Annotated in this window: 17 protein-coding genes; 7 read left to right on the top strand and 10 right to left on the bottom strand. The window is 71.4% G+C overall.

Annotation, left to right across the window (positions count from 1 at the left end; genetic code table 11):
- Positions 1-38: 38 nt before the first annotated feature.
- Together crcB (OG371_RS43490) and crcB (OG371_RS43485) are read left to right on the top strand one after the other, a co-directional pair.
- Positions 39-587: a fluoride efflux transporter CrcB gene (gene crcB / locus OG371_RS43490; RefSeq protein ID WP_329062982.1), complete on the top strand. Its 549-nt coding sequence runs from the start codon at positions 39-41 to the stop codon at positions 585-587.
- Positions 584-949, top strand: coding sequence for a fluoride efflux transporter CrcB (crcB, locus tag OG371_RS43485; RefSeq protein WP_329062980.1), 366 nt, complete (start codon positions 584-586; stop codon positions 947-949). Before crcB (OG371_RS43490) ends, crcB (OG371_RS43485) begins: the two co-directional genes overlap by 4 nt.
- Positions 950-1,010: 61 nt before the next feature.
- On the opposite strand, the gene OG371_RS43480 is transcribed toward crcB (OG371_RS43485), so the two are convergent.
- Positions 1,011-1,622: a dihydrofolate reductase family protein gene (locus OG371_RS43480; protein WP_329062979.1), complete on the bottom strand. Its 612-nt coding sequence runs from the start codon at positions 1,620-1,622 to the stop codon at positions 1,011-1,013.
- A 74-nt stretch (positions 1,623-1,696) separates the two neighbouring features.
- On the bottom strand, positions 1,697-2,533 hold the full coding sequence (locus tag OG371_RS43475) for a helix-turn-helix domain-containing protein (protein WP_329062978.1): 837 nt from the start codon (positions 2,531-2,533) through the stop codon (positions 1,697-1,699).
- Between the two features lie 71 nt (positions 2,534-2,604).
- Here OG371_RS43475 and OG371_RS43470 point away from each other — a divergent pair, with 71 nt between their 5' ends.
- Together OG371_RS43470 and OG371_RS43465 are read left to right on the top strand one after the other, a co-directional pair.
- The gene (locus OG371_RS43470; protein WP_329062976.1) at positions 2,605-4,176 is read left to right on the top strand and encodes a S53 family peptidase; all 1,572 of its coding nucleotides are present in this window, start codon (positions 2,605-2,607) and stop codon (positions 4,174-4,176) included.
- Between the two features lie 192 nt (positions 4,177-4,368).
- Entirely contained in the window at positions 4,369-5,475 is a 1,107-nt protein-coding gene (locus tag OG371_RS43465) for a hypothetical protein (protein ID WP_329062974.1), read from the top strand.
- Between the two features lie 9 nt (positions 5,476-5,484).
- Here the strand turns inward: OG371_RS43465 and OG371_RS43460 are convergent, their stop codons facing one another.
- The 3 genes from OG371_RS43460 to OG371_RS43450 all read right to left on the bottom strand — a co-directional run bounded on the left by OG371_RS43460 (position 5,485) and on the right by OG371_RS43450 (position 8,046).
- Positions 5,485-6,717: an alpha/beta fold hydrolase gene (locus tag OG371_RS43460; RefSeq protein ID WP_329062972.1), complete on the bottom strand. Its 1,233-nt coding sequence runs from the start codon at positions 6,715-6,717 to the stop codon at positions 5,485-5,487.
- A gap of 277 nt (positions 6,718-6,994) precedes the next feature.
- Complete coding sequence (locus OG371_RS43455; protein ID WP_329062970.1) at positions 6,995-7,297, bottom strand: hypothetical protein; 303 nt, start codon at positions 7,295-7,297, stop codon at positions 6,995-6,997.
- Entirely contained in the window at positions 7,297-8,046 is a 750-nt protein-coding gene (locus tag OG371_RS43450; protein ID WP_329062968.1) for a Pr6Pr family membrane protein, read from the bottom strand. Before OG371_RS43450 ends, OG371_RS43455 begins: the two co-directional genes overlap by 1 nt.
- A gap of 49 nt (positions 8,047-8,095) precedes the next feature.
- On the opposite strand from OG371_RS43450, the gene OG371_RS43445 reads away from it, so the two are divergent.
- Positions 8,096-8,233: a hypothetical protein gene (locus OG371_RS43445; RefSeq protein ID WP_329062966.1), complete on the top strand. Its 138-nt coding sequence runs from the start codon at positions 8,096-8,098 to the stop codon at positions 8,231-8,233.
- Here the strand turns inward: OG371_RS43445 and OG371_RS43440 are convergent.
- From OG371_RS43440 to OG371_RS43430, 3 genes are all read right to left on the bottom strand, one after another.
- Positions 8,223-8,846 (bottom strand): RraA family protein, encoded by a 624-nt coding sequence (locus tag OG371_RS43440; protein WP_329062964.1) that lies wholly within the window; start codon positions 8,844-8,846, stop codon positions 8,223-8,225. The genes OG371_RS43445 and OG371_RS43440 overlap by 11 nt on opposite strands.
- Before the next feature lie 66 nt (positions 8,847-8,912).
- A complete protein-coding gene (locus tag OG371_RS43435) occupies positions 8,913-9,566 on the bottom strand; it encodes a GPR1/FUN34/YaaH family transporter (RefSeq protein WP_329062962.1) in 654 nt (217 codons plus the stop codon).
- 122 nt (positions 9,567-9,688) lie between these two features.
- The gene (locus OG371_RS43430) at positions 9,689-10,633 is read right to left on the bottom strand and encodes a DMT family transporter (protein WP_329062961.1); all 945 of its coding nucleotides are present in this window, start codon (positions 10,631-10,633) and stop codon (positions 9,689-9,691) included.
- Between the two features lie 71 nt (positions 10,634-10,704).
- On the opposite strand from OG371_RS43430, the gene OG371_RS43425 reads away from it, so the two are divergent.
- Positions 10,705-11,583 carry a LysR family transcriptional regulator gene (locus tag OG371_RS43425; RefSeq protein WP_329062959.1) on the top strand — a complete coding sequence of 293 codons (879 nt, stop codon included), beginning with the start codon at positions 10,705-10,707 and terminating at the stop codon, positions 11,581-11,583.
- A 177-nt stretch (positions 11,584-11,760) separates the two neighbouring features.
- On the opposite strand, the gene OG371_RS43420 is transcribed toward OG371_RS43425, so the two are convergent.
- On the bottom strand, positions 11,761-12,786 hold the full coding sequence (locus OG371_RS43420) for a hypothetical protein (protein WP_329062958.1): 1,026 nt from the start codon (positions 12,784-12,786) through the stop codon (positions 11,761-11,763).
- 539 nt (positions 12,787-13,325) lie between these two features.
- Between OG371_RS43420 and OG371_RS43415 the strand changes: the two genes are divergently transcribed.
- On the top strand, positions 13,326-13,703 hold the full coding sequence (locus OG371_RS43415; RefSeq protein ID WP_329062957.1) for a hypothetical protein: 378 nt from the start codon (positions 13,326-13,328) through the stop codon (positions 13,701-13,703).
- 597 nt (positions 13,704-14,300) lie between these two features.
- Here OG371_RS43415 and OG371_RS43410 read toward each other — a convergent pair.
- Complete coding sequence (locus OG371_RS43410) at positions 14,301-15,278, bottom strand: hypothetical protein (RefSeq protein ID WP_329062955.1); 978 nt, start codon at positions 15,276-15,278, stop codon at positions 14,301-14,303.
- Positions 15,279-15,662 lie beyond the last annotated feature (384 nt).

The following is a 15,662-nucleotide window of genomic DNA, read 5'->3' as shown; positions in this document are numbered from 1 at the left end:
GGGACGAACCGTGCCCGAAGCGGAGTAGGAGAGACGCTGTGTCCCACCAGAACAGCCGGTCCCACCAGAACAGCCGGTCCGATCAGGACAACCGGTCCGGCCACCCCGATCAACCTGACCTGACCGAGCCGATCGACCCCGACGTCGACCTCCGGGTCCAGTCCCACCGCCGCGAACTCCGCCAAGGCCAAGGCCCAGTACTCGCCGTGATCGCGCTCGGCGGCGGCCTGGGCGCACTGGCCCGCTACGGCCTCGCCACAGCACTGCCGACCCTGCCCGGACGCTTTCCCTGGGGCACCTTCCTGACCAACGTCGCCGGCTGTTTCCTGATCGGTGTGCTCATGGTCGTGCTCACCGAGATCCGTCCCGTGCACCGCCTCGCGCGGCCGTTCCTCGGCGTCGGTTTCCTCGGCGGGTTCACCACGTTTTCCACCTATGCGGTCGAAACGCGCGGGCTGCTGCAGCCGGGGTCCGTGCCGCTCGCGTTCGGTTACCTCGGTGGCACGGTGGTGGCCGCGTTGCTCGCCGTGCTGGCGGGGGTGGCGCTCACCCGAGCCGTCCGTCCGGAAAGGACGGTGCGGTCGTGACGCTGCTGCTGGTCTTCGCGGGCGCCGTGCTGGGCGCGCCGCTGCGCTACCTCACCGACCGTGCCGTGCAGACGCGCCACGAGACCGAGTTCCCGTGGGGCACCTTCGCGGTGAACCTGGTGGGCTGCCTCATCCTCGGCTCGCTGGCCGGCGCGGGCTCGGCCCTGCCGTCGGCCGTGCTCGCTTTCGCCGGCACGGGGTTCTGCGGCGCGCTGACGACGTACAGCACGTTCAGCTACGAGACGCTCCGCCTGGCCGAGCGCAAGGCGTACGTCGCCGCGGTGATGAACGTGGTCGTCAGCGTCGCCGCCGGTGTCGGCGGCGCGTTGTTCGCTTACACGGCAGTGCATTCACTAGTCTAGTGGCAGGTTGATGACAACCGCCGGCGCCTCGCCGGATACCGGTGGACCGAAGCGCCGCCGGCTAACGGCGGACCTTGAACTTCAAGTGCAGCACCCGGTCGCCCTGGACGACCACGTGGGGATCCTCCAGCAAGACCTGCCCGTCGATGCCGCCGAAGTAGCGTTTGCCGGAGCCGAAGACCACCGGGACCACGTCCATCGCCACCTCGTCCACCAGGCCCGCGGCGAGGAGCTGGCCGCCCACGTCGCCGGCGTTCACCGCGATGGCGCGGTCCCCGGCGAGTTCCTGGGCCTTGGCGATCGCGGTCGTGATATCGCCGGCGAAATGGTACGACGCCTCGGGATGCCAGCCCTCGGGCTTGGGCCGGTGCGACACCACGACCACGTGCTCACCCGTGGGCGGACGGCCCTCCCAGCCGTTCACCAGGTCGAACAGCCGGCGGCCCATCACGATCACGCCGATCGCCTGCCACATCTCCCGCACATAACCCGCCGACGCCCGGGAGACTCTGAAGGAGCTCCCGCTCCCGGAATGATCGAACTCCGGGTCGTCGCTGCCGGTGATCGGGGTGTCCCCGCTGAAGTACCACTCGTGCAGCGGCCCGACGCCGTCCTTCTCGTCGGCGATGAAGCCGTCCACCGACACCACGTTGTGCATGATTACCGTGCCCACTGGCTCTCCTCGGGTTCCCTCAAGCGTTCGCCCCCTGATCCTTCTCGTCCCGGGGCGGCCGCGCTTGTAAAAAATCACTCGGCGGGCATCGGGCCGTGGTCCGGCGGGAACTCCCGCTCGGTGGGGAAACGGCGCCGCAGATCCAGGTACGCGGTCGGCGTGTGGCCGGTGAAGTCCTTGAACTCGCGGCTGAAGTGGGCCAGGTCGAAGTAGCCCATCGTATGGGCGAGCGCCGACCAGTCGACCGGGCGCCGAGCGTCCACGGACAGGATCGCCCGCGAGAACCGGTAAATCCGCGCCATCCGCTTCGGGGTGACCCCGACGTGCGCCTTGAACTGCGCGGCCAGGTGATTGCCGCTCACCCCGGCGAGGCCGGTCAGCGCACCGACCGGGACCGTGCCGTGCGACGCCGCCAGCCGCCCGCCGGTGTACTGGACCAGGTCGAGACCGCGCGAAGGGGCCAGCCGTGCTCGCAGCTCGTCCTCCACTACTCGCAATGTCCCGGCCGCCGACGTGGTGTCGCCGACCTGGTTGCGGATCCGGTCCAAGGACCGTTTCCAGACGGCGTCGACCGGCACCCAGCGATCCCGCAGCTCGGTGGCCGGCAGCTCGGCGAACGGCGAGATCCCCCAGGGCTTGAAATGCACCCCGACCAGCCGCACCCGCTCGGGGTATTCGAACAGGAACCGCCGGGTCCACACCCCCATGAACCAGCCGTCGGCCAGCACGGCGGGCGGCACCGCGGGGTCGGAATCCCACAGGCGCGCCGGTCCGCCCAGGTTGAGGTACAGGTGCGCCGACGGCATCGGCGGGACGCTCATCAGCCGCCGCCCCGGCGTCCCGGTCAGGCAGTAGAGGTCGTCGATGAACTCCTCGAGCGGCGGAGCGGGCACCCGGCTGACGTACTCCATCGGCTCAGTGTGCCCCCGGGTCACCCGTCTCGCGGTTGGTGGCGGTCACCGGGCGGGGTGACGATGGATGGATGAACGCGCCGTCACCCGTCGTCCTCCCAGGCAGTGCCCGGTCCGAGCTGGCCGGCGCCGAAGTGCTCCGCCCGGTCGAGCCATCCGGCACCGTGACCGCGACAGTTCTGCTCCGTCGCCGAGCAGAACTCGACCCGGAGCTGGTCACCGGCCCCGCCACCATCACGCCGGCCGAGCTGGCCGAGCGTTACGGTGCGGCTGAGGAAGATCTCCAGCGCGTGCAGGAGGTGCTCACCGGAGCGGGCCTCACGATCACCGACACGCACGCCGGATCACGGCGGGTTTCCGTCAGCGGAACGGCGCAGGCCATGGCGACGTTCTTCGGGACCGAGCTGAACGTGGTGCGGTCCACCACCCCCGGTGGCGGCGCTTTCGAGCACCGCGCCCGGTCCGGCGACCTGCACCTGCCCGCCGAGCTGGCGGACGTCGTGGTCGGGGTGCTGGGCCTGGACGACCGTCCGCAGAGCCGCGCCCAGTTCCGCCTGCACGCGCAGCCCGCCGCGTCGCAGGGCTTCACCCCGGATCAGCTGGGCCAGCTCTACGCGTTCCCAGACGGCACGGACGGCACGGGCCAGACCGTCGCCATCATCGAACTGGGCGGCGGCTTCAAGCCCGGGGACCTCACCACTTACTTCGGCGGCCTCAAGATCACCCCGCCGCAGGTCACCGCCGTCGAGGTCGACGGCGCCAAGAACGCTCCCACCGGCGACCCCTCGTCGGCCGACGGCGAGGTGCTGCTGGACATCGAGGTGGTCGGCGCGCTCGCCCCGCGGGCCGCCCAGCTCGTCTACTTCGCGCCGAACACCGACCAGGGTTTCCTCGACGCCGTGAGCACCGCCGTGCACGCCACCCCGACGCCGACCGCGGTCAGCATCAGCTGGGGCCAGTCCGAGGACGCGTGGACCGGCCAGGCGCGGACCGCGATGGACCAGGCCTTCGCCGACGCCGCCGCGCTCGGGGTGACCGTGTGCGTCGCCAGCGGTGACAACGGCAGCACCGACGGCCAGTCCGACAACGCGCAGCACGTCGACTTCCCGGCGTCCAGCCCGCACGCCCTGGCCTGCGGCGGCACCCGCCTCGAGGCCACCCCGCCTGCCACGATCACGGCCGAAACGGTCTGGAACACCACCGGCGGCGGCTCGACCGGCGGCGGCGTCAGCGACGCGTTCCCGCCCCCCGCGTTCCAGACCACGGCAGGCGTGCCGGCGCGCGCGGGCGGCGGCACCGGACGCGGCGTCCCCGACGTCGCGGGCAACGCGGACCCGGCCACCGGCTACCGGATCCTGGTCGACGGCCAGGAATCGGTGATCGGCGGGACCAGCGCGGTCGCGCCGTTGTGGGCCGCGCTGCTCTGCCGGCTCGCCCAATCCGCCGGCCGCCGGTTCGGGCTCGTCCACACGCAGCTCTACGGCGGCGTGAAGCCGGGCACGGTCCAGCCCGGTTTCCGCGACATCACCTCCGGAACCAACGGCGCGTACTCGGCCTCCGGTGGCTGGGATGCTTGTACCGGCCTCGGCTCACCGGATGGCGCCGCGTTGCTGAAAGCGCTCGGGGGGACGGCAAAGAAGTAGGCAATCGCGCGGGCACATTCCAAACCTGATGCACCGGCGGTGATTTCGTCGGATCCGTAGGCGCGGCAAGCAACTCACAGGCGCCTCAGCGTGTGCGCTGGGCGACGGTTCCTTGCGCCATCCGCCGGGTGTTGCTCTGCATCCGCGTGACGACCGGTGACACGCCGCGTGCGCCGGGCGCACTGTTGATCAATGCGGGATTCCCTCCTGGAGCGCATTTCGGGCCGGCTGCTGATCCAGTGCCGGCCCGGTCAGGCTGTCACCGCCGCGGCGGTGGCCCAGGAACACGACACCGGGCTGGTACTCACCGGTCCCGATCCTGAACCCGTCGTGCGCCGGCTGCGGGACAACGGTTTCGGCGGGCCCATCCTGTGCGACGCTGCGCGCTACACCGGACGGCGGCGGGTCGCCGGTCGCCGCGGAATCCGTCCCGCTTGGTGCCGGCGGCAGCGGGATCTGGGTTTGCTCCCGCTCACCGACTCCGGTTATCTCGCCTACCGGGACTTTCCGGGCCTGCGCACGATCCTGCGGGCCGCCAAGGCGCAGAAGCCACCGGTGGTCGCGATGCTGCCGCTGGCCGCCGAGTGGTTCAGCTACCCCGGAATCCTCGAAGGACTGATCACGCAGATCTCCCTGCACGGCGTGCCGGTCGCGGTCGGGATCGAGCACCCGGCCGACCCGTTCGCCGCCCACTACGTGGTGCGCGGATTCCTGGAGCTGCTGGATTCGGCGGGCGTGCCGGTGCTGCTGCTCCGAGCGGACGCCGCTGCGCTCGGGGCGCTTTGCCACGGCGCCCACGCCGCGGCGACCGGGACCGACAGCGGTCTTCGCCACATCTACCCGCTGCGGAGAACCGGCTCGCCGCGGCACTCCGGCGTCTCCGCGTTCGTCGGTCCGCTGCTGACCTACCACCGGCTCGAGACACTGGAACGGCTCTTCCGCGACGCCCCCGACCACGAGCACCTGTGGGTGTGTGAGTGCCCGTCCTGCCGCGGCCGCACCCCGGCCGCGCTGGCCGGGGCCGCCGCGCCCCCGGCCGAGGCGGCCCGGCATTCCGTCCACGCCCAGCTCCTGCTTTGGCAAGACCTGCGCCGGGCGCGCACCAGTGAAGCGCTCGCCAGTACCTGGCACGAGCACTGCAGCCATGCGCTGTCGCTGCACCAGGAGCTGACGAGGCGGAGCCCGGCTGGGCTGCGCAGCTGGCTCAAGGTGACCGAAGACCCGTTCAGCCGAAGCGGTATCCCGGCCCAGCAGCGGTCTGTGGCGCGTCACAGCTCCGTTGATCGGTCCTCCGGGTGACGACGGAACTCAGGCGCGGCCCCGCACCAGGTCGATCAGCCGGCCGAGGACCACGTCGCCCGCGGCGCGGAGGGCGTTGTGCTCGTATTCGTTGGTCAGCCAGGGGCGCAGGGTCGGGATGAGGCGGGCGGTCTGCTCGGAGAAGGCGCGGTCCACGTACGCGTCCTCGGCGTAAATGGCTGCGGCGCAAGGGACTTCGCAGTTTCGCAGGGCTTCTTCGTCGTACAGGCGCGGCCACTCGTGTTCGGCGAGGATCTCGGCCGCTTCGCGCAGCGGCGCCAGGCCGGGCAGGTCCGTGAGCAGCCACGGGTACACGTGCTCGCCGCTGAACAGCGTCACGTCCTCGTCGAACACGGGCGGGCGGACGCGGGCGGCGGACCAGCGGGTGGCGCCGCCGTCGGCGTAACCGGCCTCGTGGACCAGGACGTACAGCGGGTTTCGCGCGGAGAACGGCAACGCGGCCGCCGCGTCGTGCGCGAACGCGGGGGAGTCCGGGTCACGCTCCAGCAGGTAGTGCAGCGCCTCGGCGCCGTCGCTCATGCCGAGCCCGCTGCCCAGCAGGCGGAACAGGCGTGAGGTGAACGGGGTGCCGCCGAGCAGCTCGATCTCGCCCGCGTCGAGCCGCTTGTGCAGCGCCCGCACGCGCTCGCGGTCGGCCGGGTAACGCTCGTAGTAGCGGCGGTTTCGCTCGAGGATCGTGGCGAAGGTGGCCCGGTAGATGTCGTCCGGATCCGGCCGCAGCGGCGGCACGCCGCCGGTGAAAAACGCCTCCCGCAGCCCGCCGGGCGACTGCGAAAGGTAGGTCAGCACACAGAAACCACCGAACGACTGGCCCAGCACGCTCCACTGCTCGACGCCCAGCTCGGCCCGGATCAGCTCCGCGTCCCGCACGATCGAATCGGCCCGGAAATGGGTCAGGTACGCCGCCTGCTCGGCCGGCGTCTTGCCCGGCAGCGTGCCCACGGGCGTCGACCGGCCGGTGCCGCGCTGGTCGAGCAGCAGCACCCGGTAGTCACGCAGGGCGCGGGCCAGCCAGGCCGGCGGCGCGCCTGCGGGCCGCGGCGCCTCCTGCCCCGGGCCGCCCTGCAGGAACACCAGGAACGGGCGGTCCAGGCCGTCCGGGGCGGCCACCTCGCGGGCGAACACGGTGATCCGCTCGCCGTCGGGCCGGCTGTGGTCGAGGGGCACCCGGAACTCGTGCTCGGTCAGGACGAGGCCGGGGACGCGCACAGTGGAAACCATGTCGCGATCCAACCACGATCACCGGCGGCGGCGCGGATCGTCGGGCCGACCCTGGCCGAGTACTTCCGGTGGTAACGCGGGTCTCGGTGCAGCGGATGACGCTTCCCCCGCGCTGAGTGCAGGGAAAGGGGCTTTCACCGCGCCGCAGTGGCTTCCGCTGGGCAGTGCGGCGGCCGTGGCGGATAACGCTTTCGCTACGCTGAGTGCAGGGAAAGCGTCATCCGCTACCTGGCGCAGCCGGGGAGACACAGCGGGGTCCCCCTGTGCAGTGAAGGGACTACTCGCGGCCCATCGCGCGGCGGATCTCGGCCAGCTTGTCCTTCGCGGCCTTGTCGCGGTCGGCGATCTTCTTGTCCAGCGACGCCAGGTCTTCCTTGCCGCCGAGACCGGCGATCTCCTGCGCGCCCACGGAAGTCTCGTAGCGCTTCTCGATCCGGTCGCGCACGGAGTCGAACGACGGGACGCCGCCCTCGCTGTAGTCCGGCTCCGGCAGCGCCACCGGCTGGGGCAGGCCCGCTGGGGTGTCCGCGACGATCTCGGCGTCGAGGGGTTCCTGGTCGCCGGGCTTGTTCCTGCTCATCAGCTGCTCCGTCCTTCGCGGGCCGGTTGCCCCGCACCCGACCCTAGCCGGGTTTCGGCGGGCGGGTCGGCGGCTTCGCGGCGCTGCAGGGCGGGCAGCCGCCGGTCGAGCAGCTTCACCAGCGCGGCGAAGACCAGCGCGACCACGACCACCAGCAGCGCGTTGCGCACGGCCGTGCCGAAGCCGATCTTGGTGACGTCCATGAACGGGTACGGGTACCAGTGCGTGAACGCGCCCTGCACGAAGATGTAGACCAGCCACGCCACCGGCCAGAGGAACGCCGCCGCGACCGTGCCCCAGCTGCCGGTCCCGGGCCTCGGCCCGAGCAGCAGCCACGCGGCGACCGCGGCCCACGGCGAGAGGTAGTGGAAGCCGATGGTCGCGGTCAGCGCCCAGCCGGTGAGGTGGATGTCCGGCGCCAGCACGATCGCGTACACCAGGCCGGTGATGAGGATGCCGAGTAACGCGTCGAGCCGCACCACCCGCCAGACGCGGCCGTCGAACGCCGGCCGCGCGGCCAGCACCAGCGCGGCGGCCAGCAGGATCAGGTTGCTCTGGATGGTGAAGTAGCTGAACAGCCGCCACAGCCGGACGCCGACGCTCACCGCCGAGCCCGTGTCGCCGGAGTTCGCGTCCTCACCGCCCTGGAACACCAGCACGATCTGGATCACCAGCGACACGGCGATCACCGCGGCGATCAGCCCGTGCCACCAGCGCGACAACGTCAGGACAGCGGGGCGACTGGTCACGGGGCTCCCTGCTCAGCGGGTCGGCGGATTTGCCGGGAGCTTAGCCCGAATGGCCCAACAACGCCTGTGCGCCAACGCCGCGGGGGAGGCCGAGGGCTACAAGCACTGCCGCCTGGGCGCCAACGCCACGGGGACGCCGGCAGCAGTGCCGCCGGACCACATCGCCGGGGAGAGGGTCAGCCGGTGAAGCCTTGCTCGCGCAGGACCTTCTCGACCTTGTCGCGGTGGGCGGCGGCCCACTCGTCGAGCGTTTCGGCTTCTTCCTTGGCCTGCTTGGCGGAGGCGTCGGCGAGCACCTGGTCGGCGCGGGCGGCGGGGGTGACCACGATGCCCTCTTCGTCGGCGACCACGATGTCGCCGGTGTGCACCGTGACGCCGCCGCAGCGGACCGGCTCGTTCAGCGGCGTGAGAGTGCCTTTGACGCCGGGGATGGGAATCACGCCGCGGGCGAAGACCGGGAAGCCGAGTTCGCGGATTTCGGCGAGGTCGCGGATCACGCCGTCGAGCACAAACGCGGCGATGCCACGGCGGTGGGCGACAGCGCAGACGTTGCCGCCGGCGAGCGCGTAGTCCACATCGCCCGCCTCGACGACGATGACCGAGCCCGGCTCCGCGCGGTGGATCGCCGCGTGCAGCATCAGGTTGTCGCCCGCCGGGCAGCGCACCGTGTACGCCGGGCCCGCGACCCGCGGCATCGGCGACCACAGCGGGCGGATGCCGAGGTCCATCACCTGGCCGCGGTCGAGCACGTCGGCCAGCGAGGTGGGGGACAGGGACAGGAAGCCACGGGCGTCGGTCATGCCCGGGATCCTAAGTGCGCGACAGTGCCCCGGGGTCGCGGTCCCCGGGGCACGGCTGGGATCGGGTCAGCGCACCAGCGGCGGGCCGAGCGGCAGGGCGGACCCGCCGGTCGCCGTCGAGGCCGTGCTGAAGAACAGGTAGACGCCGACGGCGGCGAACACCAGCACCACGATGCCGCCGACCTGCAGCGTGCCCGCCGAGCCGTTCACGGTGCCGGCCAGCACCAGTGCGAGCGCGACCTCGATCAGCGCGAACAGGATCGTGTACGTCACCGGCAGCCGCAGCGTGGCCAGCGTCAGCATGCCGACCACGACCAGCCAGGAGATGAGGAACAGGCCCTGGGTGTCCACGGCCGCGGCCGTGGGGACGCCGAACCAGCTGTGCGTCAGGCCGAGCACGAGCAGCGCGTAGCTCAGCCAGAATCCGGAGAAGATGCCGAACACGCCGGCCACGGCGCTCTGGCCGACGGCGGCGGCCCAGCCGGCCGCGATCAGCAGGCCGATGCCCGTCGCGGCGATGATGACGGCGAGCGACGCGCCGACCGCGGCGGCGGGCACGTACCCGATCAGGACGAGGCCGAGCGCGACCGAACCCACCACGAAGCTGGGTAGTCCGATCATCATCGGGTCGGCGGCCGGCGCCGCAGCCGGGGCGGCTTCGGCGGTGGGCTGGGCCGGGACACGGGGGACGCTTTCGGTACTGGCATCGAGGGTGGTCATGCGGGCTCCCTGGTCGGGCATCCGGAGTGTGCCGGGTCGTCGCGGAGGCACAAAGCTCGGTATACCGCGCCCGCGCGCCTCCGGGAGTCTCATTTCGAGACGCGTGGACGGCGCCGGAACCGCTACGGTGCGCCGCGGCCCGGCCCCGGCTGCGGCGCCGTCAAGGACTCCTTGCCCGCGTCCGACGCGGTGAAGGGGGCCTTAACGGACTTAGGGCGCGACCGGCGCAGGCCGATCAGCGCGACGCCGCCGATGCTCACCGCGCCGCCGGCCAGCTCGGCCGCGCTGGGGACCTCGCCGAGCCAGACGTACGCGACCGCGAGCGCCACGACGGGCACGAGGTAGAGCGCGGCCGTCGCCGTGGTGACGGTGTTGCGGGCGACGCCGTAACCCCACAGCACAAACCCCAGCGCGGACGGCAGCAGGCCGAGGAACAGGACCGCCGCGTCCGCCGCGGGCGGTGCCGACGCGAGGTCGTGGAGGGCGGCCGGGGCCAGAGGGAGGGAGAAGAGCGTGCCGGTCCACATCGCGTAACAGGCGACTTCGAGGCCGGAATACTTCCGCAGCAGCGGTTTGCTGCAAAAGTGGTACGTCGCCTGCACCAGCGCGGCGGCCAGGAGCGCCCACGCGGCGGTCGAGTAGCCGACGTCGCCCCCGGAGAGGGCGATCAGCGCGGAGCCGCCGAGCGCGACGGCGCTGCCGGCGATCTTGCGCAGGCCCAGCCGTTCGCCGAGGAAGACGGCCGCCAGTACCGCGCTGAACACCGGCGCGGTGGCGACCAGCAGGCTTGCCGTCCCGGCCGGCACGCGGACCTCGCCCCAGTTGAGCAGCAGCTGGTACGCCGTCATGCCGGTCAGCCCGCACACCGCGATCAGCGGAAGGTCCTTCGCGCGCGGCCGCCGCACGCCGAGGAACGGCGCCGCGGCCAGCAGCGCGGCCGACGCCACCGCCAGCCGCAGGAACGAAAGGCCGAGGGCGCCGTAGCCGTCGAGCCCGGCCCGGATCGCCGGGAAGGCCGACGCCCACAGCACCACAGTCCCGCCGAGGGCGAATGTCGCTTTGTTCACGAGGCTGAGTCTGCGCGTTAGAATACATTAGATCCAGTTAGGCTTTCATCGATGAAGAGGAAGCTGAGCTTATGCTTGACGTCCGCCGTCTACGGCTGTTGCACGAGCTGGCGCAGCACGGCACGGTGGCTGCGACCGCCGAGGCGCTGCGGCTCACCGGGCCCGCGGTGTCGCAGCAGCTCGCCGCTTTGGAGCGTGAAGCGGGCGTGCCGCTGCTGGAGAAACGCGGCCGTCGGCTGGCGTTGACCGCTGCCGGGGAGCTGCTGGTGTCCCACACCGACGTGATCCTCAGCGATCTCGATGCCGCGGAATCGGCGTTGGCGGCGTTGCGCTCGGACGGCGCCGGCACCGTCCGGATAGTCGCCTTCCCTTCCGCGGCAAGGGCTCTCGTCGCTCCACTGTGGACGAAAGTGCCCGGGGTGACGCTACGGCTGCTGGAGCAGGAGCCGGAGGCCGCGATCGGCACGCTGCTGCGCCGGGAGGCGGATGTCGCGTTGGTGCACAGCTACACGCTGCTGCCGCGCGAGGCCCCCGCCCGCTGCGAGGAACACCCGATCGCCGACGATCCGGTGCTGCTCGCGCTCCCGCCGTCGCTGGCGCGGGGTCTCGCGCCGGGCCAGAAGGTGCGGCTCGCGCGGTTCGCCGGGCAGCCGTGGCTGGTGCCGTCGAAGGAGTTTTCCTGCCACGCCATGATCGAACGCGCCTGCGGAGCGGCGGGCTTCGTGCCCGAGGTGGTGGCTGAGGCTACGGATTTCGCTGTGCTCATGGCGCTGGTGGCGGCTGGTGCTGGGGTGGCGCTGGTCCCGCGGATGGCGTTGCCGGATGTGTATGGCGAGGTCAGTCTGCATCCGCTGGTGTCGCCGGTTACGCGTCGGGTGTATGCGCTGACGCGGATGGGCACCGCCCGTCGGCCGGACGTGCGGGCGGTGCTCACCGGGCTCGGCGCGTGATCGGGCTGTTGTGACCGGGTCGCGTGGATCGAGTGTCGCGGTGCTGGTGGCGTTGCCGGATGCGCACGGTGGCGTCAGTCTGCACCCGCTCGTGTCGCGGGGTCTAAGCGTTGACCCGGTGAGCACCGCCTGCCGGCCGGAGGCGCGGGCGGTGCTCACCGGGCTTGGGTGCTCGGGTCAGGCGTGGGTCGGTGTGCAGGTCCAGCGGATCGGGCCGTAACCGTTGACGCTGCCGAAGATCGTGTTGTCGTCGCCGATCACGTACATGTCGCTGTCGTCGGTGAAGCCCGCGGGCAGCGGCAGGTCGGCCAGGTGCGTGGTGTCGCTCCAGACGGCGGGCGGGCCGGTGAGGGTGTCGCGGCTGCCGGCGATCAGGCCGTGGGCGTTGATGGCCTGGGCGGTGCCGCCGTCGTCGATCGGGCGGGCGTCGCCGGGTGCGTGCCAGACCACGGACTGCGATTCGGGCCAGGCGCCGATCTCCGTGCCGATCACGTGGCCGCCGCGGATTCCGGCCAGCAGCAAGGGATAACCGGGCCCGCCGAGCGGCACGATCCGGCCGCCCTGCCAGAGGTGGCCGGGCCCGTTCTTGCCGTCGGAGAGCAGCACGGTGCCGTCGTCGTCGAGGTCGGTGCCCTGTCCCACGGCAGTGTCGATGACCTGCGGGGCGGCCGCGAGCGTGGACCACAGCAGGGTGACCGCGTGGCCGTCTTTGATCGAGCTGCCGGAGGCGAGCACGTCACCGCGCTCATTGAGGGCGACCGCGTAGTCGGTCCGGTACCCGGCCGGCGCGGTCAGATAGGTGAGCGCGCCGGCGGCGCTGTAGAGGAACACGCCGCTGCGCGAGGTGCTGCGCTGGGTGCCGGACAGCAGCACGGTCCCCGCGGAGTTCTCCCCGACGATCTGCGGAAAGGTGAAGTCGTCGATCTCCGGCACGATCCGTGGTACGCCGCCGGTCCAGATGACCATCCGGGCGCTGTCGGTGGCGAAGTTGGGCACGGTGCCGGAGTAATCGCCGTGACTGTCGGTGCCGGTGACCCGGACGTCCTGCGGCGCGTACCCATCCGGCGGCGCGATCTTCTCGAACGTCCAGCTGCACGCGGCCGGTCCGGTCCCGGCCAACGCCGGTGCGGCCGGTACGGCGGCCAACGCGAGCAGCGCGGCGGCGAGTGCGCCCAGACGCTTCTGTGTTCGTCTACGAGTCATGGTGGATCCCCCAGTGTTCGCTCGATGTGCGCGGAACACGCGCCGTCTGTGGGGACGGGTTGCCCGAGGGTGGGGGAGTCACCCGATTCGCCCAATCGGCTGGGAAACGGACGAGTGGTGGGGTTGTTCGCGGCGGTCTGCTCGGTGGGCTCGGGAACCGGGGGGCGCGGTGGTCCGCCCCGTTCGCCGGGGCTCGGCCGGGTTTGTGTGTGGAGGTGCGGTCGGCTTGGTGGGTGCTGAGGCGGTTTTGCGGGTGGAGGTGCGCTCGGTTTGGCGGGTGCTGGACGGGTTTGTGTGTGGTGACTCGCTTGGTTTGGCGGGAGTCGGGGCGGGTTTGTGCGCGGTGGTTCACCCCGGTTTGCCCGGGGATGGGCCGGTTTGCGTACGGAGGTTCACCCGCTTTGCCGGGAGCTGAGGAGGGCTTGCGTCGCGGCGGTCCACTCGGTTCGCCGAGAATCCGGCAGGACGCGTGTTTGCCGCCGGGTCGCCGTGGGTATTAGTGCTGCGCCGTTCCCCAGAATCCCGGAAGCGAGCCGAAGATGGCCCAGAACCCTGCCTTCGCGGGCGAACCGGCGTCGTCGGCGATACTGGCCGGGCCGGAGGCTTCCGCGGCACTCCCGGCGACCATCAACACCATGCTGGCCGGCGTCTCGCCCGAGGTGGTGCTCGACGTCGTCTCACTCGTCGACGAACTGGTCGCCGACGCCGACCGCGACGGCGCCAAGTTCGAGACCCTGGTCCTCTCACGGGATTCGTCACGGTTCCGCGTCCAGGTCTCCCGGGTCGCCCCGCCCACCCGATCCGAAGCCGAGCTGTCCGCCGACGCCGCCTTCGGCCGCCTGCTCGTGGACGAGGTCGCCACCAACTGGGGCACTCGCGGCTCGACCACCTGGGCCGAGGTACAGCTCGCCGGCTGAGGCTGGGACTCTTGAGCTGTCGCCGGACTTTTGGGCCTTTACCGGCTGCTGGACTCCTGACCTGTTGCCGGACTTCGGGCTTAACCGGCTGCTGGACTCCTGAGCTGTCGCCGGGCCTTCTCCGGCCGCACCTCTGAGCTGTGTGCCTGCCTCGCCGTGTTGTCCGGCCGAGACGCCGCGCCGGGCTTCTGGTTTCTCGCGCGGCGGTGCTGGGCTCCCGGCTGGGCCGACGGGCGCAAGTGGCCCGTGGTCGAAAGTGTCGTGGTTTTGTCAAACCGTGCGGCCGGTCGATGCGGCAGGGTGGAAGCCGGGGCCGTCGGCCGGTGAGGAGGCGCATGATCCGGGCACGGCGAGCGGGGACGGCGCCGGACCGTCGCGCGCCTTCGGGGCACGGGCAGTTGGCCCGAGCCCCGGGCGGTCCGGCGGGCGGCGAAGCGAGCACGTCAGGCAGCCAGGCGGGGTCGGTGGGCGGCGTGGCCGGAGGCATCAGGCGGCCACGCGGCGTCGGCGAGCGGCGGGCGGCGAGGCGAGGTCGTCTGAGGGGCGACGCGGGATCGCCAAGTCGGCGAGAAAGGGTCGTCAAGCGAAGAGGCGGTGTCAGCCTCCGGGTTGCCAGCCAAGGCCGTACGACCGGGCCGGTTCCAGATCGTGGAAGCTCGTGTGGACCTCGCCCGCGTTGTCGGGCCACAGGGGTTTGCGTGGGGCCAGCGGGTCTTCCGCGTCCTTCGAGAACTCGCCGTCGATGCGCCAGACCCGGCTCGGGGGGTGGCGGCGGTCGAAGCGGACGTTGAGGTCGAAGCTTTCGCACGGGTATTCGGGGGTGCAGCAGTAGAACGGCGAGGGGAACTCGTCGACCCGGATGCGGAAGAAGAACTCGTGCTGTTCACCCGTGTCGAGGGGGCGCGGGGGGCGCAGGCGGAACGCGACGCGGGTCGAGGAGACCATGCGTTCGGAATGCACTTCGCCGCCGGCGACGACGTCGATGCCGAGGCCTTCGAGGGTGGGCAGCGGCTGACCCGGCTGCAGCGGACGGGCCAGCGAGACCGAGTGCTCGATCTCCTCCAGGCCGTCGACGTGGCTGATGATCCGCCGCGTTTCGAACACTTCCGCGCCGGTTTCGGCGAAGGTCAGGCGCACGGCCAGTGCCGAGGTGTGCCACGGGTCCTTGCGGCCCGCGTGGGTCAGCCGGCCCGGGGCCGCGTACGCGGTTTCGGCGATCAAGCGGACGACGTCGTCGGCGCGCCGCTGCATGGTGCGCACGTTGCGGTCCGCGCCGGTGCCGAGCTGCATCAGCCGGTCGGTGTACCGCTGGTCGGCCGGGGTGTCGAAGCCGAAGATCAGCCGGGCCGCTTTCCGCTGGGACTCCGGCAGCCGCGTGATCAGGCTCCGCACCGTTTCGTCAACCTTGCCGCGGACCGTGCCGGGGCTGTCGTCCGCCTCGATGCCGCAGACCTGGCGAAGCAGGACGCCGACGTGTTGGGGCAGGTTCGGCGCCTGAATGCCCAGCCCTTTGCGAAGGGCCTTCAGCTCGGCTGAAAGCTCTTCGATCTTCGTGCCGGCGGCCACCTGGTCCAAGCCGTCACCTCCGTCTGGTCGATGCTCGCTGAGTGTACCCACGCGGCATCCCCGCGACGAGACCGCGGAGGCCGTTTCCCCGCTGTTTCCAGAATCAGGAAACAACGCAGGTCATCGGCGGTAAGCACGGTTTCCTGAAATGAGGAAACGGGAAACGTCTGTCTTTCGCGCAATTCCCGAGTGAGGCTTGGGTGGTCGAAATCCTTCGGCGAACCAAGTCGGCTCACTTCCTGTTTTCGCAGGGATTTCGTGAGTCCGCTCGAGAAAGGAAAGCCGGATGCACACCCACTTCATCGTCCTCATCGCCCAGCTGCTTTCGCTGCTCGGCTGACCAGTGCCTGGCCGGCGGTCCCGGGCCGCCGGCCGGCCTTCACTTCCGGCACC

This window comes from Amycolatopsis sp. NBC_01480 (assembly GCF_036227205.1).
GTDB lineage: Bacteria > Actinomycetota > Actinomycetes > Mycobacteriales > Pseudonocardiaceae > Amycolatopsis.
Note: the sequence above shows the minus strand (reverse complement) of the source record. Positions and strands in the feature narration are given on the sequence as shown.